Genomic DNA, 23,932 nt, shown 5'->3' with positions numbered 1-23,932 from the left:
GAAGCTACGAGTCTATGACGGGTTCCGCAGCCGGGGAGCCGGTCCAGGCCGCCGGCTGCTGCCCCCCGACCGTCATCCCTTGTCCCGCAGGTCGTAGACCCGGCGCAGCTTGCCCGAGGAACGGGCAAGGGTGTCAGGTTCTGCAATACGTACGGTGGCGGAGCAGCCGATCTTCGTCTTGATGGCGTGGAGGAGTTTCTTTCCGCCGATCTCGGCCGCCTCGACCGGGGCTTCCTCGCGTCGCTCGATAATGATCACCATCTGGTCCATGCGGGCCGGGCGGCTGATTTCGAGAGTGAAGTGAGGGCTCAGCTCGGGGACCTGCAGGACGAGTTCTTCGATCTGGGAGGGGAAGAGGTTGACTCCGCGCAGGATGATCATGTCGTCCGAGCGACCGGTGATGCGGCCCATCCGCCGGTGGCCGGGTCGCTCCGTTCCCGGAAGCAGGCGGGTGAGGTCGTGGGTGCGGTACCGGATGATGGGGAGCGCTTCCTTGGTGAGCGCGGTGAAGACGAGTTCACCCGGCCTGCCCGTCTCCTGCACCTCGTCGGTGAAGGGGTCGATGATCTCGGGCCGGAAGTGGTCCTCCCAGATGTGGGATCCGTCCTTGGACTCCACTGATTCGCCGGCCACGCCTGGCCCCATGACCTCGGAGAGGCCATAGATGTCGCAGGCGTCGATCGAGAACGTCCTCTCGATCTCGCGCCGCATCTCCTCCGTCCACGGCTCGGCGCCGAGGACGGCGGTCCGGAGTGAGGTTTTCCGGGGGTCCAGTCCGAGCTTCCTGAAGCCATCGGCGATTGTGAGGAGATAGGTCGGCGTGGACAGGATGGTCTGGGGTTCGAAGTCGCGGATCATCTGGACCTGCTTCTCGGTCTGCCCGCCGGACATGGGGATGACCGCGCATCCGAGGCGTTCAGCGCCGTAGTGAGCGCCGAGACCGCCGGTGAACAGCCCGTAGCCGTAGGCGTTGTGCACCTTGTCGCCTGGGCGCATCCCCGAGAACCGAAAGCAGCGGGCCACGAGCGAGGCCCAGGTCTGCAGGTCGTTCTCCGTGTAGGCGACCACTGTCGGCTGACCGGTGGTTCCGGAGGAAGCATGGATGCGTCGCACGTCGCTCATCGGCACCGCGAGGGACGTGAAGGGGTAGGCCTTGCGCAGGAATTCCTTGTCCGTGTACGGGAACAGCCGGAGGTCCTCGAGGTCCTTGAAGTCGCCGGGGTGCACCCCGTGCCCATCAAAGAGCTCTTGGTATGCCCGAACGTTCTCGTAGGCGTAGTGAAGTGTCCACCGGAGCCGATCGTACTGGAGCGACTCGATCTGGTCCCGACTCATGGTCTCCTCGAGGTCGGGCTGCAATCGATCAGCAGGGACAACGGAGGGGGTGTACGGGTTAGGTACGGAACACGTGGTCATAGTCGGGCTTCCTTGGCGTGCTGTGCGGAAGTGGAGGAGGACTGGGGCGGTACCGCCGCATCGGGGGCTGGTGATGGGTGGCTCAGGCTCGGCGTGAGGTCTGCTCGTGGGTGTAGAGCCGGTTTCTGTCTGGGCTTGGGGATGGTGCGGCTCCGCCCGCGAAACTCGGCCACCAGAGCTTCGTCAGCTGTCACCTGGATGTCATAGACCCCGCTGCGTCCGGCCTGGGCTCGGACCGTGCCCTTGGCGACGAGGGTCTGGCCCTCCCTGGCGGAGGAGATGAAGTTGATGTCCGCACCGGCCGCCACCGTAATGGTGCCATCGCTTCCGGAGGGGCTATTGCAGGCCAAAGCGAAGCAGGTATCGGCGAAAGCGAAGATCATGCCGCCGTGGGCCATGCCGAACCCGTTGAGCATCTCCTCGCGCAGCGTCATCCGGATCTGCGCATGGCCTTCACCGATCCGGTCCACCTCGATACCCAGCCACCGGGATGCTTGATCTCCGGAAAGGAGGGGATGGTCTTGGGACATCGATGTCTCCTCATCATTTGTGACCGAATGTTCAGTAGACAATCCCTGGCCTGTGCTGTCAACCACAGCCGGGGCAGTGAGACGTCATGACACCGCAAGGAGCCCGGACCCCTCGGGTTCGGGCTCCTTCCGGCAGGAGTGTTGTGCTGCAGCTCAGGCGCTGATCACCTGGGGCTGGCCGAGGTGCTTGAGGCCTTCTACTCCGAACTCGAGTCCGTATCCCGACTTCTTCGCGCCGCCGAAGGGTGCGCGCGGGTCCACTGTGCCGTGCTTGTTGATCCAGACCGATCCCGCCTGTATGCGGGCGGCGACGGCAAGGGCCTTGTCCCTGTCCGAGGACCACACAGACGCGCCGAGCCCCACGTCCAGGCCGTTCGCCCATTCGATGGCCTGTTCCACGTCGGAGTACTTGATGATCGGCAGGGCGGGGCCGAACTGCTCCTCGGTGACCAGCGGGTTGTCGTTGTCGACGTCGGCGACGAGGGTGGCAGGGTAGAAGTAGCCGGGCTGGTCCTTCTCCGGTTCCCCGCCCACCACGATGCGGGCGTTGGAGTCCTTGGCCGCCTGGACGAGGTCCGCGACGATGTCGAACTGCGCCTTGTTCTGCAGGGGGCCGAGGACGTTGTTCTCGTCGAGGCCCACGCCCATGGGCATGGCACGCGCGATGTCCGCCAGGGCCTGAACGGTGTCTTCGTAGATGTCCTCGTGGACGTAGAGCCGCTTCAATGCGGCGCAGGTCTGACCCGTGTTGATGAACGCACCCCAGAACAGGTCCTCGGCGATGGCGCGGGGGTCGGCGTCGGGTAGGACGATGCCGGCATCATTGCCGCCGAGTTCCAGGGTCAGCCTTTTCACGGTGTCGGCCGATGAACGGATGATGTCCTGGCCGGCGGCCGTCGATCCGGTGAACATGATCTTGGCGATGTCGGCATGGCTTGCAAGGACAGCGCCAACATCACGTCGCCCCGAGACAACCTGCAGGACGTCGGCGGGCAGCGCGAGGTTGAGGACATGCACGAGCGCCAGAACGGATAGGGGCGTCATACCGGAGGGCTTCATGACCACGGTGTTGCCCATCCGCAGGGAGGGAGCCAGCTGCCAGACGCTGATCATCATGGGCCAGTTCCACGGGCCGATGGCGCCCACGACACCGAGCGGCCGGTAGTGCAGTTCGACCCGGCCGCTCTCGTCATCGACGAGGACCTCCGGCTCGAGGTCGAACGCGGCGGTCTGCCGCAGCCAGGCTGCGCAGGCTCCCACTTCGAATCGGGCGTTGGGGCCGTTCAGCGGCTTGCCCTGCTCCCGGGAGAGCAGCTCGGCCAAGGCCTCGGCATTGGCGTCAATGGCGTCAGCGGCCCGGCGAAGATAGTCGGAGCGTTCCCCGTGGGTCTTCGCGGCCCAGGCCGGCTGTGCGGTCTTGGCGGCTGAAATGGCGACCTCGAGATCTGCCACAGTGTGTTCCGGTGCACGACCCACCAGCTCCCCCGTCGCCGGATCATGAATAGGGCGTCCGCCCTGAGTCGGCTGGATCACGCCCAGCAGATCGGCGGCGCTCGTATACGCGGTGGAAATCTCGGCCTGCGTGGTCATGGAGTGTCCTTTGTTCTCAGCGGGCCCTTCAGGCCGACGGTGGCGGAAAGGGTCTGGTGTCCCGGTCTCACCCGATTCTGGAGCAACGGCGCGCGTACCGCTTTCTTCTGAGCGCACGGGCATTGCCAACGCGCGTACGAAGCTGATGCACGGCTTCGTCGGGGCCGTTTCAGTCAGGATTGCGCTCTGCCGCAACAAGCAGTCGCGCAGAGACAAGGCCAGTGCACAACTCCCGGTCCATGCTGTGAATCAAGGCACACGGGGATGCCTTCGAACTGCGACTCCGACGACGAAGAGGTACCGATGAGCATTTCCAATCCCGATCCCGCGCTCACCGTCCGGGACGACGGCACGGTGCACCCGACCGCGCTCCGGGCGGGCAGTGTAGGGGTGCTCGGCATCCTGTTCTTCGTGCTGTCGGCTCAGGCACCCCTCACCGGCATCGTCGGGGCCTCTCCCCTTGCAACAGCGCTCGGCAACGGTGCCGGCGCACCGGGCGCCTACCTGGTCGTCGGTCTGGTGATCATGGTGTTCTCGGTCGGTTTCGTGGCCATGAGCCGGAGGATCCAGGCGAACGGCGCCTTCTACGCCTACGTCACAGCAGCTTTCGGTGACCGCGTCGGAGCTGGAGCCGGCTGGCTCGCCCTCCTGGCGTACTGCACCATCCAGGCTGCCATGTACGGGCTGTACGGTGCCGCCTTCTCCGGGCTGCTCGCCTCCGTCGGATTGCCACTTCCCTGGTGGCTGCTCTCCGTCGCGACCATGGCACTGGTGCAGGTCCTGGGGTCCCTCAACGTCGAGCTGGGCGCACGCATCCTCGCCGTCCTCGTCGGCCTGGAGATCCTGATTCTTCTCGCGTTCGGCATCGGAGTGCTGCTGAGCGGCGGCGGTCCCGAAGGCATCGACGTCGGGGCCAGTTTCTCCCCCGGTGCCATCGCGAGTGGAGCACCAGGGGTCGCCATCATGTTCGCGGTGGCCTCCATGTTCGGATTCGAATCCACGGCGATCTACTCGGCAGAAGCTAAGGACCCCAGCCGGACCGTCGCCCGCGCGACCTACCTCGCCGTCGTCGTCATCGCGGCGTTCTTCTCGTTCATCAGTTTCATGCTCGTCAGCTACTACGGAGCCTCCCGGGTCGGAACGGCGGCCGGGGCTGCCCTCGAGTCCGGAGACGCCACATCGTTCGTCCTCGGTCCCATCGTGGAGATGTTCGGGCCGTGGGCGGGTACCGCGACCGGGATCCTGCTGGTCACCTCGCTCTTCGCAGGCATCGTCGCCTTCCACAACGGCGTCAACCGCTACCTCCACTCACTGGCGCTACGCGGGTCCATGCCCGCCGCAGTGTCGCGCACGAACAAGCACATGGCTCCCGCTGTCGCCGGTCGTATCCAGACCGCCGCCGCGCTGATCCTCGTCGTGCCGTTCGCGATCCTCGGACTGGATCCCGTGCTCGCGCTCTTCTCCTGGTTCAGCGGCCTGGCGGTCGTGGCGCTCCTCGTTCTGTATGTCCTGACGTCCCTGGCTGTGGTGGCCTTCTTCAGGCGGCACCGCGAGGGCAGCCGGCAGTGGCAGACCCGGATCGCACCGGTGCTGGCATTGGTCCTGCTCGCCTGGGTTCTCTACCTGGTGGTCAACAACTTCACGGCGTTGATCGGCGGCAGCATGGCCACAGCAATCTCCCTGCTCGTGGTGGTTCCGTTGACGTTCCTCGTCGGACTGCTGACGGAGTCAGCCGTGAGTGCACGCCGGGGGAAGAACCGGAGGAAGGCAGATCAGGAGCCGATCGGACAGTAGGTCACTCCGGCAGGACACTACGGCGCCCCCTGATGCAGACTGCTCAGGCCGCGCTCTTCCACGAACTCGGTGACTGGCCATAGGCGTCACGGAAAGCACGGCTGAAATGGGCAGCGTCCACGAAACCCCAACGATTCGCGATGGATGAGACCGGCTTGCCGGTCTGCAGCGGATCACGGAGATCCCGGGCAGTACGCTCCAGCCGCTGATGACGGATCCAGCTCGCCACGGTGGTACCGGAGTCCTGGAAGAGGTGGTGGAGATGACGTGTGGAGATGAAGTGTGCAGCTGCGATGGAGGCCGGCGACATGCTCGGATCTCCCAGATTCGCTTCGATGTAGTCATGGACAGAAGCCAGCAGGAGAGCGTGGGGCGTCAGGGCGTCGCGTCGCTCGTCCAGCTCCGAATGCAGCATCGTGGCGACCAACTCCAACGCACTGGAGGCGAGCCGAGCGCCGCTGGGCCCCTTCAGGGCCGCAAGATTCTCCGCCATCTGCCGGATGAACGGCCCGACGATACCGGCGATTCCCTGGGACGAGGACATAGGGACGGCGGACAGCTGACCAACCAGATCAGGGGAAAGAGTGAGAGCGTCGTGGGGGAACATGACGACAACCATGCGGGCATGTCGCTCGAACACCAGGCTGTAGGGCTTGGTGGTGTCGTACACGGCCATATCACCGGGCTGCAGCATCGCCTCGCGGTTGCCCTGGACAAGGAACCCTGCACCTTCGAGCTGGACGTTGAGCTTGAAGTACCTCTGGTCGCTTCGCTCGATCAGACCAGGAGTGCGGTGCACCTCGTGTCCATCCGCGGAGATCTCGACGATGGAGGTGCGGTCCCAGCTGCGTGAGCGCATGGTTCCCTGAAACGATGTCCTGGCCGGCGCCTCGGTCACCAGGGGCACGAACGACTGCGCGACGATGTGCCGCCACTCCTCGACCGAGGAGGCACTCGACGTCGTGACGTTCTGTCGATCCAGCTTGGGCGAGGGTGTGGGCATCGTGGTGCTTCCTGACGCGGTTATCCGAGATGTGCCGTGGAACACAGTGCGTCAAGGCTAGCGCCCCGCCTGAAGCTTTGTCACGGTTTTTCTACAGCCGGTGAAAAATAATTGCAGGCCTCACCTGAGAAGCGTGAAGTAGTCGTCGGTGCGACGCTGGATGTCGGCGAGATCGTCGCCGAACACGGCGGTGACCTGGGCGCCCAGGAGCATGTCGAGCAACTGGGCGGCGATGATCGGGTCTTCCACCGCCGTGGTGACCTCGCCGTCGATCCTCGCCTCGTGGAGATGCGCGAGGATGGCCGCACGCCACTGATCCATCGACCGCCGGTAGAGATCGCTCTTCTCCGGATCCTGGACGGCTTGCTGCCAGAAGGGAATGACGATCCTGGCCTCGTTCAGTCGCTCGGCATCCAGTGGCAGGATCTCCTGGCAGAAGATGCGCAGCGCTGCGAGGCCCCGCTGACCCTGCTTGGCCTCTGCGATGCGCGCGTTGGTCCTGTTGAGCACGTGTCCGAACGCGAACGCCAGCAGGGTGTCCTTCGAGGGGAAGTAGGGCTTCAATGCTCCGTTGGCGAAACCCGCCTCGAGCGCGATCTGGCGCATCGTCGCGGCCTCGGGTCCCATTCGCGCGATGATTCGCCAGGTCGCCTCCACCAGCTCCAGACGGCGCGCATCATGGTCGACGATCTTCGGCACTTCACTCCCTCCATCACGAACTGTTCACCCAGTATCCCTTGTCCTTCCACACTGTCGGCGCTTATTCTCTACACTCATAGAATAAAAACCGGACCTGCTGGTTCTGACCGAAGGCTTGCTATGACCTCTTCAATGACTGAAGTATCCGCCCCCTACGCCCTGGCGAGCCCTGCCGAGGTCACCTGCGTACAGAACATCCTGCGCTCTGCGGGGTTGCTCGAGAACCGGCACCGCATCGCGTACCTGGGGTTGGTCGACCCTCCCCGAAAGGCTCCTGCGGAACATGCGGACCGCGTCTTCCGGGTGTTCATCCATGACTTGTCGGGCGGTATGCCCTCGGACGTCCGCGTGTCCGTGCTGGAGGGGCGGGTCCTGTCGGCTGTCACCCTCGACACCAGGGAGACAGGTGAACTGCCAGTCCTCGAGGAGGAGTTCGAAATGGTCGAGACGCTGCTCCGGGAGGACCAGCGGTGGCTCAAGGCCCTGGCTGCCCGTGGTCTGGATGTCGACAAAGTGCGGGTTGCTCCACTTTCGGCAGGTGTGTTCGAGTACGCGGAGGAGCGAGGCCGCAGGATCCTCCGCGGTCTTGCTTTCGTCCAGGACTTCCCGGAGGACAGCGCCTGGGCGCATCCCGTCGACGGCCTGGTCGCCTACGTCGACGTCGTCGGCCGGACGGTGGACCAGGTCATCGACACCGAAGTCTTCCCCGTACCCGCGGAACATGGGAACTACACGGATCCGGAGCTCACCGGGCCGCTGCGCTCCACCCAGAAACCCATCGAGATCACGCAGCCGGACGGCCCCAGCTTCACCATCTCCCACGGGAACCACCTCGAATGGGAGAAATGGAGCCTCGACGTCGGGTTCGACGTCCGCGAAGGCGTGGTGCTGCACAACCTGGCGTTCGACGACGGCGACCGTCGCCGGCCCATCGTCAAGCGTGCGTCGATCGCCGAGATGGTCGTCCCCTACGGAGACCCCTCCCCCATCCGGTCGTGGCAGAACTACTTCGACACGGGCGAATACCTCGTCGGCCAGTACGCCAACTCCCTGGAGCTCGGATGCGACTGCCTGGGGGACATCACCTACCTCAGCCCGGTCATCAGCGACGCCTTCGGCAACCCGCGCGAGATCCGGAACGGCATCTGCATGCACGAAGAGGACTGGGGCATCCTCGCCAAGCACTCCGACCTGTGGTCCGGAGTCAACTACACCCGTCGAAACCGCCGCATGGTGATCTCCTTCTTCACGACCATCGGGAACTACGACTACGGCTTCTACTGGTACCTCTACCTCGACGGCACCCTCGAATTCGAGGCAAAAGCGACCGGCGTCGTCTTCACCAGCGCTTTCCCCGAAGGAGGATCCGCGAACATCTCGCAACTGGCTCCCGGACTCGGGGCGCCCTACCACCAGCACCTGTTCGGGGCACGTCTGGACATGGCGATCGACGGCTTCACGAACACCGTGGAAGAAGAAGAGATCGTTCGCCAGCCCATGGGCCCTGAAAATCCGCGGGGCAACGCCTTCACGAAGAAGCGGACACCCCTGCTCCGCGAGTCGGAGGGCGTCCGTACCGCCGACGCTCACGTCGGTCGCACCTGGCTCATCTCCAACCCGAACTCCCTGAACAGGCTGGGCGAGCCGGTCGGCTACAAGCTGCTGCCCGAGAACCAGCCCACCCTACTGGCCGACCCGGAATCGTCCATCGCTCGACGGGCCGCCTTCGCTACGAAGGACGTGTGGGTGACGCGTTATTCCGACGCGGAACGTTACCCCACGGGTGATTTCGTGAATCAGCACGGCGGCGGTGGAGGCCTGCCCGAATACGTGGCGCAGGACCGCGGGATCGACGCCGAGGACATCGTCGTCTGGCACACCTTCGGCCTGACCCATTTCCCGAGGGTCGAGGACTGGCCGATCATGCCGGTCGACACCGTCGGGTTCAAGCTGCGGCCCGAGGGCTTCTTCGATCGCAGCCCGGTCCTGGACGTCCCTCCATCAGCTCCCACGTCCGGCTCCCACTGCCATGGCTAGGCGATGAGTTCCGCCGGCTCGGGCGGGAGCATACGGTTCCGCATCCACTCCCGCCTGAGCGCGACGGCGACAGCGTTCTCGTGCGCCCTGCATCTCGCGATGATCGGCGGGCACGGGAACTGGGCGATGGGGGCCCTCCTGGTGGGGATGGTCGCCCTCTGCCTGCCCTGCGTCGTTCATCTCTGGCGCAGCGCCAGTGTGGGTGCGGCCCGCCGGGTCACCGCAGCAGCGCTGGGCATGGTCGCCCTGCACCTGGTCATCCTCTGCGCCGGCAGCCCCGCCGGGCATCCACACTCCAGGGCGGGAGATCTGGCGGACATCAGCCAACCCTCCGCCCATCTGGCCATGCTCGGTGTCATGGCGGTGGAACTCGTTACGGCGATGACGGCGTCCAGCCTCGTCGGGCGCCTGTTGTCCTCCGAGCGGCTCCGCGTGCACGGGGCGCGCTCGTCCTAGCCGACCTGACCCGAGCCGGCCACCCGGCGGGACCCTGGCCGTATCAGCGCAGGCTCCGTTCGATGATCCCTGCGGAACGTGCTACTTCCGCTCCGATGCGTTCCGTCGGCAGATCGCTGCTGAGGTACACGACCGCCAGGGCAGCCGGAAGCTGCCCTGGCACCCGCACGGCGGCGCCCACTGAACTGACGCCGGGAATCACCTCATCGTGGCTCAGCGCATATCCGCACCGGGCTGCCTGCCGGGACTCCGCCCGGTAGGGCTCCCCGGGGGCAAGGCGCCCCCACTCGTCCTCGCCGAACGCGGACTGGATGGCGATGCCCGGCGCGCCCGCACTGAAGGAATGGCGTGAACCGGGCCGCTGGACGAGTGTCCCTTCGCCATGCGGAGGCTCGACCGCGACAAGGGTCACGCACTCGCGGCGGTCCCACACGGCAATGAAGGCGGTCATCTGCAACGACGTCGCCAAGGCGGTCAACTCCGGCAACGCGGCGGACTGCAGGTTCCGCGCCACGCCGCGGGCAAGGCTGGCCATGCCCAGGCCGATAGTGACATTACCCGCGGGATCCCGCTGCACGAGGGCATGGTCCTCCAGCGTCCGCAGGATCCGGTAGGCGATGGAACGATGGACGCCGAGGGCGGCAGCAACCTCGGCGATGGACATGCCGCTGGAGGAATCGGCGAGGATCTCCAGAGCGCGGATACCCCGAGAGAGCGTCTGGCTCTGCGGTGCGCCCTTCGCTCCGGTCGCGGCCTCCGTCGAACTGCTCACTTCGCTCACCGGACCCATCTTAGGTGGCAGGCTGCGCCGTGCGGACCGGCGAGTGGAGGCCCGCGAAGAACTGCTCAAGTTCCCGGGTAGCGTCCAATGGAACCACCGCGGCAACATACTGGTCGGGGCGGACCACGACGACGACCCCGGAACGGTCGAGCCCGCGGAGGTCGAAGATGTTCTCAGCCGGATCTGTGGCATAAACCTTTTCGTAGTCGGTGAGCCCGAAGGGTCCGACCGCCGGCTTGAAGGCTGCCGGCACGACGCCGATGTCCACCTGGGTGTGGTCCTGCTGGTAGATCACCTTCACGTCGAACCACGCGTCCGCGTCCGCGCCTTCCGGAGTGGCCGCCAGGGGCGAACCGGGAGCCGTCGTGAGCCAGTGGGCGAACTCGGCCGTCTTCGTCGAAGCGCCTGCCGTCGCCCCAGCCGCGAAGACGTAGATGCGCCAGCGCCCATCGGCAACCGCGTGATGTCCGAGGTGCGTCGGGACGCCATCGCAGACGCGTACGACAGGGGCGGACTTGAACCGCTTGCCGATCGGGAAGCCCTGGGCCAGGCCCTGGTGCACCGGTTCGGCGACGAGCATGGAGGGCTGGTACTGCGTCATGAAGCCCGCCGGGAACTCCTGTGTCCGCACGTAGAAATCCTCGAGCTCGGAGGGGTCCTCGAACTCCTCGGGCCGCTTCGCCATGAGGGTCGACCACTGCTTGTCGAAATCGATGAGGTTCTTCGCCACGACCTGGCGCTCCGCCGAGTAGGTCGCCAGCAGGCTCTCCGGGCTACGGCCCTCGAGCACGTGGCCGAGCTTCCAGCCGATGTTGAAGCCGTCCTGCATGGAGACGTTCATTCCCTGACCGGCCTTCGCACTGTGCGTGTGGCAGGCATCCCCCGTGATGAACACCCGCGGCGTCCGGGTACCGAGATCTTCCGGGAGGACGTCGTCGAACCGGTCGGTCAGGCGGTGCCCCACCTCGTAGACGCTGTGCCAGGGGACGTCGCGCACGTCCAGGGCGTAGGGGCTGAGAATCGCGTTGGCCTTGGCGATGATCTGCTCGATGGTCGTTGCCCGCACTGCGCCGTTGTCGTGCGGGTCCGTTTCGCCGAGGTCGACGTACATGCGGAAGAGATGTCCGCCTTCGCGGGGGATCAGCAGGATGCTGCCGCCGCTCCCGGACTGGATGGCGCACTTCAAGCGGATGTCGGGAAAGTCGGTGACGGCGAGGACATCCATGACACCCCAGGCGTGGTTGGCCTTGTCGCCGGCGAGCGTGCACCCGATGGCCTGGCGGACCTTGCTGCGGGCACCGTCGGCGCCCACCACGTACTTAGCGCGGACAACGCGCTCCTGTCCCTGCCGCTCCCCCGCCGTCTCGATAAGCGTCACCGTGACCGGGTAGTCGGCGTCATCGTCCACCTCGAGCCGGACGAACTCGAACCCGTAGTCGGGCTCCATCCGGGTGGGGGAGTTCTTCATGAACTCGGCGAAGTAGTCCAGGACGCGTGCCTGGTTGACGATGAGGTGCGGGAACTCGCTGATGCCCGTCGGATCGTCCTCGGGGCGGGCCGTTCGGACGATGCGCGACGGATTCTCGGGGTCCGGCTTCCAGAATGCCATCTCGACGATCCGGTAGGCCTCCTCGGTGATCCGCTGGGCGAAGCCGAACGCCTGGAACGTCTCGACGCTCCGGGCCTGGATGCCGTCGGCCTGACCGATGGCCAGCCTTTCCGGCCGGCGCTCGACGATGCGCGTCGTGATGTCGGGGAACTGCGAGAGCTGCGCCGCCGTGATCATGCCGGCCGGCCCGGTGCCGACGATCAGGACGTCGACCTCGTTCGGAAGATCTGCAGGCCGGTTCACTCCGACCCCTGCTGCGGGCTGGGTACGGGGCTCACCGGAGACGTAACCATGGTGGTGGAATTGCACGGGGCTGTCCTCACTTCGTTGTGGCGCAAGCTATCGGTGTTCTATATTCGAACGAGTCGTTCTACTATTGCAATTTGAATGCTACGGCCCGAATGTGGCACGGGCAACACCGAGTGCTGCTTTCCCTTCGAGGAGAACTCTTGACGGCGGACGCATCTCGACCTAGTGTTCGTATACGATTTCATATCTCATCAGGCCTCAAAGGAGCGGACCATGCAGGAAGTGACGCAGGACGTGCTGGCTGCCGCCGGCAAAGTCATCGCGGTGCACATCAACTACCCCAGCCGTGCCGCCCAGCGGGGCCGTACACCCGAGCAGCCGTCCTACTTCCTGAAGCCGTCGTCATCCCTTGCCCTCACGGACCTGGCAGTGGAACGGCCCGCGGGCTGCGAACTGCTCGCTTTCGAGGGCGAGATAGCGCTGGTCATCGGCGCTCCGGCCCGGCGTGTGTCCATCTCCGATGCCTGGAACCATGTGGCGTGGGTGACGGCCAGCAATGACCTCGGCGTCTACGACCTCCGCTACGCGGACAAGGGCTCGAACCTCCGGTCCAAGGGCGGCGACGGATTCACACCGGTGGGACCGGGGCTGATCCCGGCCGGCGATGTCGATCCTGCCGCACTCCGCGTCCGCACCTGGCACAACGGCGTCCTGGTGCAGGACGACACGACCGCAGACTTGCTGTTCCCGTTCGCGCGGCTCGTCGCCGACCTGTCACAGCTCCTGACGCTCGAGACCGGTGACATCATCCTCACCGGTACACCAGCCGGGGCTTCGGTCGCCGTTCCGGGCGACACTCTCGAAGTCGAGGTCACGGAGATCGATGGCGGGCTCACGACCGGCCGCCTCGCCACCAGGGTCACGGACGGGACGGCGCCCTTCGCGGATTTCGGCGCACAGCCGAAGATCGACGACGCCCAGCGCGAGGAAGCCTACGGGTCACGGGAAGCCGCGGGACTTCCTTCACGCCGGCCTGCGCTGACCCCTGAACTGAAGAAGAAGCTTGAGGGCGTGTCGACTGCGACGTTGTCGTCCCAGCTGCGCAAGCGCGGACTGAACAACGTGAGCATCGACGGGCTCACGTCGACCCGACCCGACCGGCGCATTGTCGGACTCGCCCGTACGCTGCGCTACGTACCCAACCGCGAGGACCTCTTCAAGGCCCACGGCGGGGGCTACAACGCCCAGAAGCGGGCCATAGACTCGGTCGGCGAAGGCGAGATCCTCGTCATGGAGGCGAGGGGCGAGAAGGGCACCGGCACCATCGGCGACATCCTCGCCCTGCGAGCGCAGGTCCGAGGTGCCGCAGCCATCATCACCGATGGCGGCGTCCGTGACTTCGCCGCAGTCTCGGCCATGGACATGCCTACCTACTACGCCAACCCCCACCCGGCCGTCCTGGGCCGCCGCCACATCCCGTGGGACACCGACATCACCATCGCGTGCGGCGGCGCCACCGTCCAACCCGGTGACATCATCGTGGCCGACGCGGACGGCATCCTCGTGATCCCGCCGGCCATCGCCGAGGAACTGGTGGACGACTGCATCCAGCAGGAGAAGGAAGAAGTCTTCATCTTCGACATGGTCCAGCAGGGACACGGTGTGGACGGGCTCTACCCGATGAACGCCGAATGGCGGGCCCGCTACACGGATTGGGAAGCGAGCAAGGCTGATGGCTGACACAACACTCGCTGGCCCTTCTGCCGCAGCCACTGCCGGCAGCAAGTCGGAACAGGCCTATCACGCCGTGAAGAAGCAGATCGTGGATGGTACCTACTCCCCCGGGTACCGGCTGGTCCTGGCAAAGATCGCCGAGGACCTCGGCGTCAGCGTGGTGCCGGTCCGCGAGGCCATCCGTCGGCTGGAAGCGGAGGGACTGGTCACCTTCGAACGCAACGTCGGCGCGACGGTCGCGGGCATCGATCCCACCGAGTACCTCTACACCATGCAGACGCTCAGCATTGTCGAGGGTGCAGCGACGGCCCTCTCCTCACCCCTGATCGGACCGGACGACATCGCCCGTGCCCGGGCCGTGAACGAGGAGATGCGCGCCTGCCTCGAGCACTTCGACCCCGTGCGCTTCACCCGGCTCAACCAGGACTTCCACAGCGTCCTGTTCGAGAACTGTCCCAATCCGCACATCCTGGACCTCGTGCATCGCGGCTGGAATCGGTTGGCCTCCCTGCGGTCCTCGACCTTCCGCTTCGTCCCCGGACGCGCCCAGGAGTCGGTCGAGGAACACGAGGCGCTCCTTCAGCTCATCCAGTCCGGGGCAGACGCCGCCGACATAGAACGCGCCGCCCGTCTCCATCGCAGTGCCACCCTCGACGCCTACCTCAGCCAGACCAAGAACACCTGACACACGCCTCGAATCACCCGAGCAGTAAGGAATCAACGATGACGTTCACTGCAGACCAGACCACAGCGCATTACGTGCCGCAGGACCTGCCCACCTCCATCCAGCACTACATCGGTGGCAGGTTCGTCGACTCGATCGGAGGGAAGACGTTCGATGTCCTCGACCCGGTGTCCAACACGACCTACGCCACAGCCGCGGCGGGGCAGAAAGAGGACATCGACCTCGCGGTAGCAGCCGCGCGGGAGGCCTTCACGAACGGGCCCTGGCCGAGGATGAAGCCCCGCGAGCGCGCCCGCGTCCTCAACCGGATCGCCGACGCCGTCGAGGCCCAGGAGGAACGGCTCGCAGAACTCGAGACCTTCGACACCGGGCTGCCCATCACCCAGGCGAAGGGCCAGGCCCTGCGCGCGGCGGAGAACTTCCGCTTCTTCGCCGACCTGATCGTCGCGCAGTTCGACGACGCCATGAAAGTTCCCGGGTCGCAGATCAACTACGTGAACCGGAAACCCATCGGCGTGGCCGGGCTCATCACGCCGTGGAACACGCCCTTCATGCTGGAGTCCTGGAAGCTCGCTCCCGCCCTGGCGACCGGCAATACCGTCGTCCTCAAGCCGGCCGAGTTCACTCCCCTCTCAGCATCACTCTGGGCCCGAATCTTCCAGGACGCAGGCCTGCCCGACGGCGTGTTCAACCTCGTCAACGGACTCGGCGAGGAAGCCGGGGACGCCCTCGTGAAGCACCCCGACGTCCCCCTGATCTCCTTCACGGGCGAGACCACCACCGGCCAGACGATCTTCCGCAACGCCGCGGCGAACCTCAAGGGACTCTCCATGGAGCTCGGAGGGAAGTCCCCCTGCGTCGTCTTCGCCGATGCGGACATCGACGCCGCCATTGACTCGGCCCTCTTCGGTGTCTTCTCCCTCAACGGGGAACGCTGCACAGCCGGCTCCCGCATCCTCGTCGAGCGAGCCGTCTACGAGGAGTTCTGCGACAAGTACGCCGCGAGGGCGAAGACGATCGTCGTCGGCGACCCGCACGATCCGAAGACCGAGGTCGGGGCGCTCGTCCACCCCGAGCACTACGACAAGGTCGCGTCCTACGTGGAGATCGGCAAGACAGAGGGCCGGCTCCTCGCCGGCGGTGGCCGTCCCGACCACCTGCCCGAAGGCAACTACATCGCCCCCACCGTCTTCGCCGATGTAGCCCCCGACGCGCGGATCTTCCAGGAGGAGATCTTCGGCCCCGTCGTCGCCATCACACCGTTCGACACGGACGACGAGGCACTCGCACTCGCCAACAACACGAAATACGGGCTCGCGGCCTACATCTGGACGCAGAACCTCACACGCGCCCACACCTTCTCCTCCAATGTCGAAGCCGGAATGGTGTGGCTGAACAGCCACAACGTCCGCGACCTTCGCACCCCCTTCGGCGGCGTGAAATCCTCCGGGCTCGGCCACGAAGGCGGCTACCGGTCCATCGATTTCTACACCGACCAGCAGGCCGTGCACATCACGCTCGGCACCGTCCACACACCGAAGTTCGGCAGCGTCGAAGACTCCGCTGCCAACGAAGGCTGAGTCCGACTCCTGCATCCCTGCTCGAATCCATCCCTGCTCGAAGAAGAGAAGACCATGACTGATTTCGTCCCCACCCCCACCCTCCCCGCTCCGGATATCGTGCGCTGCGCGTACATGGAGATCGTGGTCACCGACCTCGCCCGCTCCCGCCAGTTCTACGTCGACGTCCTCGGTCTGCACGTCACCGAGGAGGACGAGAACGCGATCTACCTGCGCTCCCTCGAGGAATTCATCCACCACAACCTCGTGCTCCGCCAGGGCCCGGTCGCCGCCGTCGCGGCCTTCGCCTATCGCGTGAAGTCGCCCGCCGAGGTCGACGCCGCCGAGGCCTACTACCAGGAACTCGGCTGCCGCACCGAACGCCGCCGCAACGGTTTCACCAAGGGCGTCGGGGACTCCGTCCGCGTCGAGGACCCGCTGGGCTTCCCCTACGAGTTCTTCTACGACGTGCAGCACGTCGAGCGCCTCACCCAGCGCTACGACCTCTACTCCGCCGGTGAACTGGTCCGTCTGGACCACTTCAACCAGGTCACCCCCGACGTGCCGCGCGGCCGGGCGTACCTCGAGGACCTCGGCTTCCGCGTCTCGGAGGACATCAAGGACTCCGACGGCGTCACCTACGCCGCCTGGATGCACCGCAAGCAGACCGTCCATGACACCGCGCTTACCGGCGGTGACGGCCCGCGCATGCACCACGTTGCGTTCGCCACCCACGAGAAGCACAACATCATCCAGATCTGCGACAAGATGGGCGCCCTGCGGATCAGCGACCGCATCGAGCGCGGCCCCGGACGCCATGGTGTCTCCAACGCCTTCTACCTCTACATCCTCGACCCGGACGACCACCGCATCGAGATCTACACGCAGGACTACTACACCGGAGACCCGGACAACCCGACCGTCACCTGGGACGTCCACGACAACCAGCGCCGCGACTGGTGGGGCAACGCCGTCGTGCCGTCCTGGTATACCGAAGCCTCCCTGGTCCTGGACCTCGACGGCAACCCGCAGCCCGTCATCGCACGCGAGGACAAGAGCGAAATGGCTGTCACCGTCGGTGCCGACGGCTTCTCGTACACGCGCAAGGACGACGACACGGCAGCCGAGGGCTTCAAGCTCGGCGCCCAGCTCTAACCGCTCATCGCGTTGCCGGTCCCGCCTCCCCCAGATGTGGGACCGGCTCCCAGAGGTCCCCTGAGTTGCCCGAACACCTGAGGAGTACGGAAATGCTTGACCCCGCGACCATCGAGTCCATCGCTGACGAACTCGTCGACGCTGCCCGGACCCGCACCCCTGTCCCCCTGCTGACCGCCCGCTACCCGGGCATGACGGTGGAGGATTCCTACGCCGTGCAGCGGTTGTGGCGCCAACGCAACGAGGACGCCGGCCGCACGCTGGTGGGCCGGAAGATCGGGCTCACCTCGCGGGCGATGCAGGCGGCGACGGGCATCACGGAGCCGGACTACGGCGCGATCTTCGACGACATGGTCCTCGAGACCGGGTGCTCGGTGGCGTGGGATGCGTACACGCACCCGCGGGTCGAGGTGGAACTCGCGTTCGTGCTCAAAGCCGACCTCGCCGGTCCGGGCTGCACGATCTTCGACGTCCTCAACGCCACCGACTACGTCGTGCCGGCCCTGGAGATCCTGGACTCGCGGATCGAGATGGAAGGCAGGACCATCGTGGACACCATCTCCGACAACGCGGCCATGGGCGCCATGGTCGTCGGTGGCAGGCCGGTGCGGCCCGACGCCGTCGACCTGCGCTGGGTGTCCGCCATCCTCTACAAGAACCAGGTCGTCGAGGAGACCGGAGTAGCCGCCGGGGTGCTCGACCACCCGGCCGCGGGCGTGCACTGGCTGGCCAACAAGATCGCCCCCCACGGTGACGGCTTGAAGGCCGGGGACATCATCCTCGCCGGGTCCTTCACCCGCCCGATGTGGGTGGACAAGGGCGATACCGTCCACGCCGACTACGGACCGCTGGGAGCCATCACATGCCGCTTCGTCTAGGACCCACCTTCGCCGAGGCACTGGCTGCCGCAGACCGTCCGCTGGCCGGCATGTGGGTGTGCTCCGGCAGTGCGCTCGTCGCCGAGATCTGCGCCGGATCGGGATTGGACTGGCTGCTCGTCGACGCCGAGCACAGCCCCAACGGGCTCGAATCGATCCTCGCCCAGCTCCAGGCCATCTCCGGCTACCCCGTGCAGACGCTCGTCCGGCCGCCGGTCAACGACACGGTCCTCATCAAGCAGTACCTCGACCTCGGAATCCAGAACCTGCTCATCCCGATGGTCAACACCGTGGCAGATGCGGAAGCCGCCGTGGCTGCCACGCGTTATCCGCCCGAGGGTGTCCGCGGCGTGGGGTCGGCACTGGCCCGTGCCGCCCGCTGGAACAGGGTCCCGGACTATTTGGCCCGCGCGTCGACGACGATCAGCCTGACGGTCCAGATCGAATCGGCGACAGCCGTGGATGCGGTTGAGGACATCCTCGCGGTCGACGGGGTGGATGCGATCTTCGTCGGGCCCTCCGACCTCGCGGCGTCCATGGGCCTGCTCGGACAGCAGGAACACCCCGACGTCCGGGCCGCCGTCGAACGGTGCCTTGTGGCTGCAGTACGCGCAGGAAAACCGGCCGGTGTGAATGCCTTCAACGCCGACACCGCGCGCCACTACCTCGATCACGGGGCATCCTTCGTCCTCGTCGGCGCCGACGTCGCCCTGCTCGCCCGCGGATCCGAAGCCCTCGCCGCCGCCTTCATCCCTCCCGCCGTCGATTCCGCTGACGGCACCTCCCCCGTCAGCTACTGACTCTTCAAGGACTCCCATGACAGTTCCAGCCTTTGCCCCTGCCGTCTCCGCGACCCGTGAAGCCGAGCTTCTTGCAACAGTGCCGACCGGCCTGCTGATCGATGGCCGGTGGAGGGATGCCTCCGACGGCGGCACCTTCGACGTGCATGATCCCGCCACTGGTGCGACGCTCGCAACCCTGGCCTCGGCAACGAGCGCGGACGCCGTGGCGGCGCTCGATGCGGCCTCCGCCGTGCAGGCCGCCTGGGCGCGGACCGCACCCCGGGAACGCTCCGAGATCCTGCGACGGGCCTTCGACCTGGTCACCGAGCGCGCCGAGGACTTCGCCCTACTCATGACCCTGGAAATGGGCAAGCCGCTGGCGGAGGCGCGCGGAGAAGTGAAGTACGGCGCCGAGTTCCTGCGCTGGTTCTCCGAGGAAGCGGTCCGCGACTACGGCCGCTACCTGACAGCACCCGAGGGCACGAACAGGATCTTGGTCCAGCACAAGCCGGTAGGGCCTTGCCTGCTGATCACCCCGTGGAACTTCCCGCTGGCCATGGCCACCCGCAAGGTCGCCCCCGGCGTCGCCGCCGGGTGCACGATGGTCCTCAAGCCCGCGAAGCTGACTCCTCTCACCGCGCAGCTCTTCGCCCAGACCATGCTCGACGCCGGTCTGCCCGCAGGCGTCCTCAACGTCGTGTCCTCCGCGAGCGCCTCCGGGATCTCCGGCCCACTCCTCGGCGATCCCCGCCTGCGGAAGATCTCCTTCACCGGGTCCACCCCCGTGGGGAAGCGGCTCATGGCCGACGCAGCCCAGAACGTCCTCCGCACGTCCATGGAGCTCGGCGGCAACGCGCCGTTCCTCGTCTTCGAGGATGCCGACCTGGACAGGGCCGTCGAGGGAGCCATGGCCGCGAAGATGCGGAACATGGGCGAGGCCTGCACCGCTGCCAACCGCTTCCTCGTCCACGAGAGCGTTGCCGAGGAGTTCACCCGGAAGTTCGCTGCCGCCATGGGTGCGCTGTCCACCGGGCGCGGTACCGACCCGGCAACGCAGGTCGGCCCGCTCATCGACGCCGGCGCGCGCGACGACGTCCACAAACTCGTGAGTGCAGCGGTGGATGCCGGAGCGGTAGCCGTCACGGGCGGCGCTCCGGTCGAGGGGCCCGGATACTTCTACCAGCCCACCGTCCTGGGTGATGTGCCCAACGACGCGGCCATCCTCCGCGAGGAGATCTTCGGCCCGGTAGCCCCCGTCACGACGTTCGCCACCGAGGACGACGCGATCCGCCTCGCCAACGCCAGCGAGTACGGTCTCGCCTCCTACCTGTACAGCCGGGACTTCAACCGCCTGCTGCGGGTCGCCGAGCAGATCGAGTTCGGCATGGTCGGCTTCAACGCCGGCGTCATCTCCAACGCCGCCGCTCCCTTCGGAGGCGTCAAGCACTCAGGACTCGGACGTGAAGGCGGATCCGAAGGCCTCGCCGAATACACCACCACTCAGTACATCGGCATCGCCGACCCCTACGCCGACACACAGGCACGCTAACGCCGCCACCGGTTCCACCCCACGGAGGATGTCTGGGAGGCTCCTACCAAGCGGCCCTGACCGGCCATTGGAGCAGACGCTTTAGCTAAGTGGCCAGGGCATCATCCTCGACCTGGACAATCACCCCGGTCTCCGGTCGGATCGAGGATTTAACCCCGCAGGCCACTGTCATTTGGATCGATCAGGACCACAACCGGGGCCGCCATATGTTTGCGAGAACGGACACCCGCTCGATCCGGTGTATCCCCAGCGGGCGCATTAGCGCCGCAGGCGCAGCCGATTCAAGGCTGACATGAGCGAGGCTCCTGCCCTGAGCATTGAGTCAACACGTTGCTGAGAACGTGACGCCTGCGCAACACCACCCAACCTCTGACTCAGACTCGAACCGAGGGCGAAAGGGTCGTCGGTCGTAGTCGATCGTCCGATTCAACAGAGCCGAATCTGCTAGTGCACAGGAACGATCGCTCGATCACACTCGCCGAGTCGACAGAAGGTCGGTCATCGGCGATTCAGATCAGGCGTTTGGTAGCGTCGCAGATCGTTCGCGAACTCGCCGCACTCCGGGTGTCGGTTGAACAGGCCAAAGGGCCCGCAGGCCCCAGTGAGAACTGGGACCAGCGGAGCCCTCGGTTCAAATGACCCGGCTCTAAGCCCGTTGAGCCAGTTTGGTGAGCCAGGTCTCTCGCCCCTTCTGGGGCTTGCAGGAGAGCTGTGTTCCATTCGCCGTGCACCATGTCTGGTAATCGGACGAGTAGAGCTTCTTGCCCACCCAGTTGTATCCGGGACCTTCGTCCTTCGCCGGCGTGTAGGGGACGAAGTTGAAGGCGTCGGACGTGCTGCCACTCCCGTCATACCGGGCCACCGCCGGGTACGGGTAGACCGGTCGTGTGATGGGTGCGGTGGAACCCTCCGCCGTGACCGTCTTCGAGGCGACGATGACGGTCGGCGTCTTACCGCTTTCCACCCATGCCATCACCGGGGTGAGGACGTCGAAGGTGTTCGGTCCGGCTCCGCCGCTGCAGTGCTCCACTCCTGGGAAGAGGAAGAGCTTGCTGAAGCTGTCGGCCGTCTTGGCTCCCATCGCCTGACGCACGGCGTCGTAGTAGGCCAGCGTGGATTGCGGGGAGATGTGCTGGTCATTCCAGCCGTGCCAGAGCAGGAGCTTGCCGCCGCTCTCCTCGTAATCCTGAAGGTCGGGGTCAAGGGCTGACATGTAGCTCGAAGACTCCATCGTGTCCCAGAAGGCTTTCTTGGTGAACTCGAGATCCGAGAGCTGGAAGTCCGGCCGGGGGCTGTTGGGCTCGGCGAGGTACCGGAGGTAGGACAGGGCGAAGTTCTCGCTCGGGACTGTCTGGCGCTGGGTTGCAGGTACGAACAGGGTCCATGCCAGCTCCGAGCCCCACTCGTGGGAGATCTCAAGCTCGAGTTGGTGGCCTTGTTCATCCACCGCTCCGTCGTGCAGGCGCTGGACCACGGCTGCCTCTTCCGCGGACAGGCAGGTGTTGGCGTCCTGCCCGGTAGCGCAGATGAGCGACGCGGGGTCGAAGTCGCAGGCCCGTGGATCATCGAGGACTCCATCAGTCAGCCCGTCCAGGCCGTCGCACGCGCCCAGCACAGCGCTGTGGATCAGCGGCAGTTTCCCTGACAGCAGGATGTAGTTGCCGTTCTCGTCCTCGTTGGTCAGGACGTTCCACGCGTGGTGGTAAGTATTCTGCAGGGCCATGTTGTTGGCGGGAGCGCCGGCGGCAATGCCGTCGAAGTCATCAGGGAAGCGCTGGGCTTCCATCAGTCCCTCGCGGCCGCCGTCGGAGCAACCCGTGAAGTAGGAGAAGGCGGGCTGCTGGCCGTAGAACTTCGCGATTAGTGCCTTGGCGGTCAACGCTGTGACGTGCACGCCCCGGTAGGCGAAGTCGATCTGTGCCTGCGGGTTGTTCACTGCCCACGAGCCGTCGTTCTGGCCCTGGTGGCCCATGTCGGTGGTGGCGGTCGCCACCGTTCCGTCTTCCACGATGGAGCAACCGGCGGCCTGGCCGATGTTGATGGATGCTCTGCCGCAGAGCCCACCGCAGCCGGTCTGGACGTACCGTTGCGTCCACCCTTCGGTGGGCAACCGGACGATGATGGTGTTCGCCGGAGCGATGGTGCCGGTGACTTCGCAGTAGGGTGCGGGCACCCCGGCGGTGACGACGGCGGCCGAAGTGATTGTTACGGGTGAACCGGCCGCAGAGCTGAAGTCGAAGCCGACCAGATCCGTGCAGGACATCACAGGGGTCAGGGCGGGTAGGTCGAGGAGGCCTTCGGCGGTGACCGCCGGCTTTGCGGCAGGGGCGGCCGGGACGCTCCCGGCTTGGGCCGCGGGGAGCAGGGCGGTACTGGCGATTGTGGCGATACACAGGCCAGCTATCAGCTTTGTTTGCAGCGCGAGGTTCTTGTTCGGCAGGGACTTTTTGGTTCTGGACCATAAGAAATGCATCGGCTCTCCTTTGAGTCAGCGGACCGGCGTGGCTACCGTTCGCGGCGATGACACGCTGAACGTTATCGATATTGTTAACGATTTGTAAAGGCTTTCTTGCTAACGAGAATTGCGGCTCCATCGGGCACGAGAGAGGGACCCGTTTCCGGGACCGTGGCGCAGCACAACCCCCGCCTCAGGGGAACGAAAAACCGCTTCCACCCCCGGCAGGCCTGCCTTTGGGGATGAAAACGGCTCGTGGCGCTACGCCTGGTTCGGGACGAGGCAGGAGCGCTTCAGGGGTTGCTGGATCGGATGACGTCGGCGACGCTTTCGAGGTGGACGCGCATTGCCTGGGCGGCTGCATCAGGGTCGTGTGCGCAGACGGCGGTGATGATCGCCAGGTGTTGCGGAAGTGACACTGCTGGCCTGCCAGGCTGCCGGGCCAGTCGGAACTGGAAGCGTACGGCCTGTCCTCGAAGTCGCTGGATCGTCGCGGCCGCTGTCTGCTGCGCGCTGATGGCGATGATCCGGGCATGCAGCTTTTGATTGTTCTCGGAGTAGGATTCCCGGTCGCCGCGCTCCACGGCGTCTGTCATGCGCTCCGCGAGCTGCTGCAGTTCGGCGATTTCCTTGTCCGTGATGCGTTCAGCGGCCTTCCTAGCGCAGAGTGCTTCCAACGCCGCTCGGACCTCGGTGATTTCGACGGCTTCGTCCACGGAAACGGCACGTACCCTCGCCCCCCGGTTCTGTACCCGCTCCACGAGGCCCTCGACACTCAACTCGGACAATGCCACCCGGATGTTCCCGCGACTCGCACCATATTCCGCCGCGAGGTCGGCTTCGACTAGTCGCTGGTTTGGCACCAGCTCCCCGGTCACGATAGCGGTGCGCAGCAGGTCGGCCAGTTCGGTCGCCGTCACGCTGCGGCCAAGTGATTCGTCCAGGGTTTCCACGCGTGATGCCTCCCGGCC

Annotated in this window: 18 protein-coding genes and 1 pseudogene; 10 read left to right on the top strand and 9 right to left on the bottom strand. The window is 65.8% G+C overall.

From position 1 onward, the window contains the following. Window positions 1-72: 72 nt before the first annotated feature. The 3 genes and pseudogenes from P5G52_RS06235 to P5G52_RS06225 form a co-directional block, all read right to left on the bottom strand. The gene (locus P5G52_RS06235) at window positions 73-1,416 is read right to left on the bottom strand and encodes a phenylacetate--CoA ligase family protein (RefSeq protein WP_301225657.1); all 1,344 of its coding nucleotides are present in this window, start codon (window positions 1,414-1,416) and stop codon (window positions 73-75) included. A 131-nt stretch (window positions 1,417-1,547) separates the two neighbouring features. Continuing rightward, window positions 1,548-1,946, bottom strand: a pseudogene (gene paaI / locus P5G52_RS06230) (hydroxyphenylacetyl-CoA thioesterase PaaI); the annotation flags it as partial. A 153-nt stretch (window positions 1,947-2,099) separates the two neighbouring features. After that, entirely contained in the window at window positions 2,100-3,536 is a 1,437-nt protein-coding gene (locus P5G52_RS06225; protein WP_301225655.1) for an aldehyde dehydrogenase family protein, read from the bottom strand. 303 nt (window positions 3,537-3,839) lie between these two features. Here P5G52_RS06225 and P5G52_RS06220 point away from each other — a divergent pair, with 303 nt between their 5' ends. Beyond that, the gene (locus P5G52_RS06220) at window positions 3,840-5,330 is read left to right on the top strand and encodes an APC family permease (RefSeq protein ID WP_301225653.1); all 1,491 of its coding nucleotides are present in this window, start codon (window positions 3,840-3,842) and stop codon (window positions 5,328-5,330) included. Between the two features lie 43 nt (window positions 5,331-5,373). Here the strand turns inward: P5G52_RS06220 and P5G52_RS06215 are convergent, their stop codons facing one another. Both P5G52_RS06215 and P5G52_RS06210 read right to left on the bottom strand, forming a co-directional pair. Then, entirely contained in the window at window positions 5,374-6,333 is a 960-nt protein-coding gene (locus P5G52_RS06215; RefSeq protein ID WP_301225651.1) for an AraC-like ligand-binding domain-containing protein, read from the bottom strand. A gap of 120 nt (window positions 6,334-6,453) precedes the next feature. Next, entirely contained in the window at window positions 6,454-7,032 is a 579-nt protein-coding gene (locus tag P5G52_RS06210) for a TetR/AcrR family transcriptional regulator (RefSeq protein WP_301225650.1), read from the bottom strand. Between the two features lie 120 nt (window positions 7,033-7,152). Here P5G52_RS06210 and P5G52_RS06205 point away from each other — a divergent pair, with 120 nt between their 5' ends. Both P5G52_RS06205 and P5G52_RS06200 read left to right on the top strand, forming a co-directional pair. Next, entirely contained in the window at window positions 7,153-9,069 is a 1,917-nt protein-coding gene (locus P5G52_RS06205; RefSeq protein ID WP_301225648.1) for a primary-amine oxidase, read from the top strand. A 3-nt stretch (window positions 9,070-9,072) separates the two neighbouring features. After that, the gene (locus tag P5G52_RS06200; RefSeq protein WP_301225646.1) at window positions 9,073-9,525 is read left to right on the top strand and encodes a hypothetical protein; all 453 of its coding nucleotides are present in this window, start codon (window positions 9,073-9,075) and stop codon (window positions 9,523-9,525) included. Window positions 9,526-9,568: 43 nt separating this feature from the next. Here P5G52_RS06200 and P5G52_RS06195 read toward each other — a convergent pair whose 3' ends face one another. Both P5G52_RS06195 and P5G52_RS06190 read right to left on the bottom strand, forming a co-directional pair. Then, window positions 9,569-10,315: an IclR family transcriptional regulator gene (locus P5G52_RS06195; protein ID WP_301225644.1), complete on the bottom strand. Its 747-nt coding sequence runs from the start codon at window positions 10,313-10,315 to the stop codon at window positions 9,569-9,571. A gap of 1 nt (window position 10,316) precedes the next feature. Next, window positions 10,317-12,224, bottom strand: a complete 1,908-nt coding sequence (locus P5G52_RS06190; RefSeq protein ID WP_301225642.1) for an FAD-binding monooxygenase — start codon at window positions 12,222-12,224, stop codon at window positions 10,317-10,319. 183 nt (window positions 12,225-12,407) lie between these two features. On the opposite strand from P5G52_RS06190, the gene P5G52_RS06185 reads away from it, so the two are divergent. From P5G52_RS06185 to P5G52_RS06155, 7 genes are all read left to right on the top strand, one after another. Then, the gene (locus tag P5G52_RS06185) at window positions 12,408-13,904 is read left to right on the top strand and encodes a fumarylacetoacetate hydrolase family protein (protein WP_435868691.1); all 1,497 of its coding nucleotides are present in this window, start codon (window positions 12,408-12,410) and stop codon (window positions 13,902-13,904) included. Further along, complete coding sequence (locus P5G52_RS06180; RefSeq protein WP_301225638.1) at window positions 13,897-14,583, top strand: GntR family transcriptional regulator; 687 nt, start codon at window positions 13,897-13,899, stop codon at window positions 14,581-14,583. The genes P5G52_RS06185 and P5G52_RS06180 overlap by 8 nt, the downstream gene beginning before the upstream one ends. Before the next feature lie 38 nt (window positions 14,584-14,621). After that, window positions 14,622-16,163, top strand: coding sequence for a 5-carboxymethyl-2-hydroxymuconate semialdehyde dehydrogenase (hpaE, locus tag P5G52_RS06175; RefSeq protein ID WP_301225636.1), 1,542 nt, complete (start codon window positions 14,622-14,624; stop codon window positions 16,161-16,163). 54 nt (window positions 16,164-16,217) lie between these two features. After that, window positions 16,218-17,297, top strand: a complete 1,080-nt coding sequence (gene hpaD / locus P5G52_RS06170; RefSeq protein ID WP_301225634.1) for a 3,4-dihydroxyphenylacetate 2,3-dioxygenase — start codon at window positions 16,218-16,220, stop codon at window positions 17,295-17,297. A 92-nt stretch (window positions 17,298-17,389) separates the two neighbouring features. Then, window positions 17,390-18,175, top strand: coding sequence for a 2-oxo-hept-4-ene-1,7-dioate hydratase (gene hpaH / locus P5G52_RS06165; RefSeq protein WP_087074447.1), 786 nt, complete (start codon window positions 17,390-17,392; stop codon window positions 18,173-18,175). Continuing rightward, window positions 18,160-18,975, top strand: coding sequence for an HpcH/HpaI aldolase family protein (locus tag P5G52_RS06160; RefSeq protein WP_301225631.1), 816 nt, complete (start codon window positions 18,160-18,162; stop codon window positions 18,973-18,975). Before hpaH ends, P5G52_RS06160 begins: the two co-directional genes overlap by 16 nt. A 16-nt stretch (window positions 18,976-18,991) precedes the next feature. Further along, window positions 18,992-20,506 carry an NAD-dependent succinate-semialdehyde dehydrogenase gene (locus P5G52_RS06155; RefSeq protein ID WP_301225629.1) on the top strand — a complete coding sequence of 505 codons (1,515 nt, stop codon included), beginning with the start codon at window positions 18,992-18,994 and terminating at the stop codon, window positions 20,504-20,506. A gap of 646 nt (window positions 20,507-21,152) precedes the next feature. Here the strand turns inward: P5G52_RS06155 and P5G52_RS06150 are convergent. After that, complete coding sequence (locus tag P5G52_RS06150; protein ID WP_301225627.1) at window positions 21,153-22,979, bottom strand: tannase/feruloyl esterase family alpha/beta hydrolase; 1,827 nt, start codon at window positions 22,977-22,979, stop codon at window positions 21,153-21,155. A 275-nt stretch (window positions 22,980-23,254) separates the two neighbouring features. Then, on the bottom strand, window positions 23,255-23,914 hold the full coding sequence (locus P5G52_RS06145; RefSeq protein ID WP_301225625.1) for a GntR family transcriptional regulator: 660 nt from the start codon (window positions 23,912-23,914) through the stop codon (window positions 23,255-23,257). Window positions 23,915-23,932 lie beyond the last annotated feature (18 nt).

It is taken from the genome of Arthrobacter burdickii, from assembly GCF_030433645.1.
Taxonomy (GTDB): Bacteria; Actinomycetota; Actinomycetes; order Actinomycetales; family Micrococcaceae; genus Arthrobacter_D; species Arthrobacter_D burdickii.
Note: the sequence above shows the minus strand (reverse complement) of the source record. Positions and strands in the feature narration are given on the sequence as shown.

What these genes read in the sequence shown, in the direction of transcription:
- P5G52_RS06180 (WP_301225638.1), top strand. Translation starts at nt 13,897, where the DNA reads ATGGCTGACACAACACTCGCTGGCCCTTCTGCCGCAGCCACTGCCGGC.
- P5G52_RS06225 (WP_301225655.1), bottom strand. Translation starts at nt 3,536, where the DNA reads ATGACCACGCAGGCCGAGATTTCCACCGCGTATACGAGCGCCGCCGAT.
- P5G52_RS06205 (WP_301225648.1), top strand. Translation starts at nt 7,153, where the DNA reads ATGACCTCTTCAATGACTGAAGTATCCGCCCCCTACGCCCTGGCGAGC.
- hpaD (WP_301225634.1), top strand. Translation starts at nt 16,218, where the DNA reads ATGACTGATTTCGTCCCCACCCCCACCCTCCCCGCTCCGGATATCGTG.
- hpaE (WP_301225636.1), top strand. Translation starts at nt 14,622, where the DNA reads ATGACGTTCACTGCAGACCAGACCACAGCGCATTACGTGCCGCAGGAC.
- P5G52_RS06215 (WP_301225651.1), bottom strand. Translation starts at nt 6,333, where the DNA reads ATGCCCACACCCTCGCCCAAGCTGGATCGACAGAACGTCACGACGTCG.
- hpaH (WP_087074447.1), top strand. Translation starts at nt 17,390, where the DNA reads ATGCTTGACCCCGCGACCATCGAGTCCATCGCTGACGAACTCGTCGAC.
- P5G52_RS06150 (WP_301225627.1), bottom strand. Translation starts at nt 22,979, where the DNA reads ATGCATTTCTTATGGTCCAGAACCAAAAAGTCCCTGCCGAACAAGAAC.
- P5G52_RS06160 (WP_301225631.1), top strand. Translation starts at nt 18,160, where the DNA reads ATGCCGCTTCGTCTAGGACCCACCTTCGCCGAGGCACTGGCTGCCGCA.
- P5G52_RS06235 (WP_301225657.1), bottom strand. Translation starts at nt 1,416, where the DNA reads ATGACCACGTGTTCCGTACCTAACCCGTACACCCCCTCCGTTGTCCCT.
- P5G52_RS06220 (WP_301225653.1), top strand. Translation starts at nt 3,840, where the DNA reads ATGAGCATTTCCAATCCCGATCCCGCGCTCACCGTCCGGGACGACGGC.
- P5G52_RS06200 (WP_301225646.1), top strand. Translation starts at nt 9,073, where the DNA reads ATGAGTTCCGCCGGCTCGGGCGGGAGCATACGGTTCCGCATCCACTCC.
- P5G52_RS06155 (WP_301225629.1), top strand. Translation starts at nt 18,992, where the DNA reads ATGACAGTTCCAGCCTTTGCCCCTGCCGTCTCCGCGACCCGTGAAGCC.
- P5G52_RS06195 (WP_301225644.1), bottom strand. Translation starts at nt 10,315, where the DNA reads ATGGGTCCGGTGAGCGAAGTGAGCAGTTCGACGGAGGCCGCGACCGGA.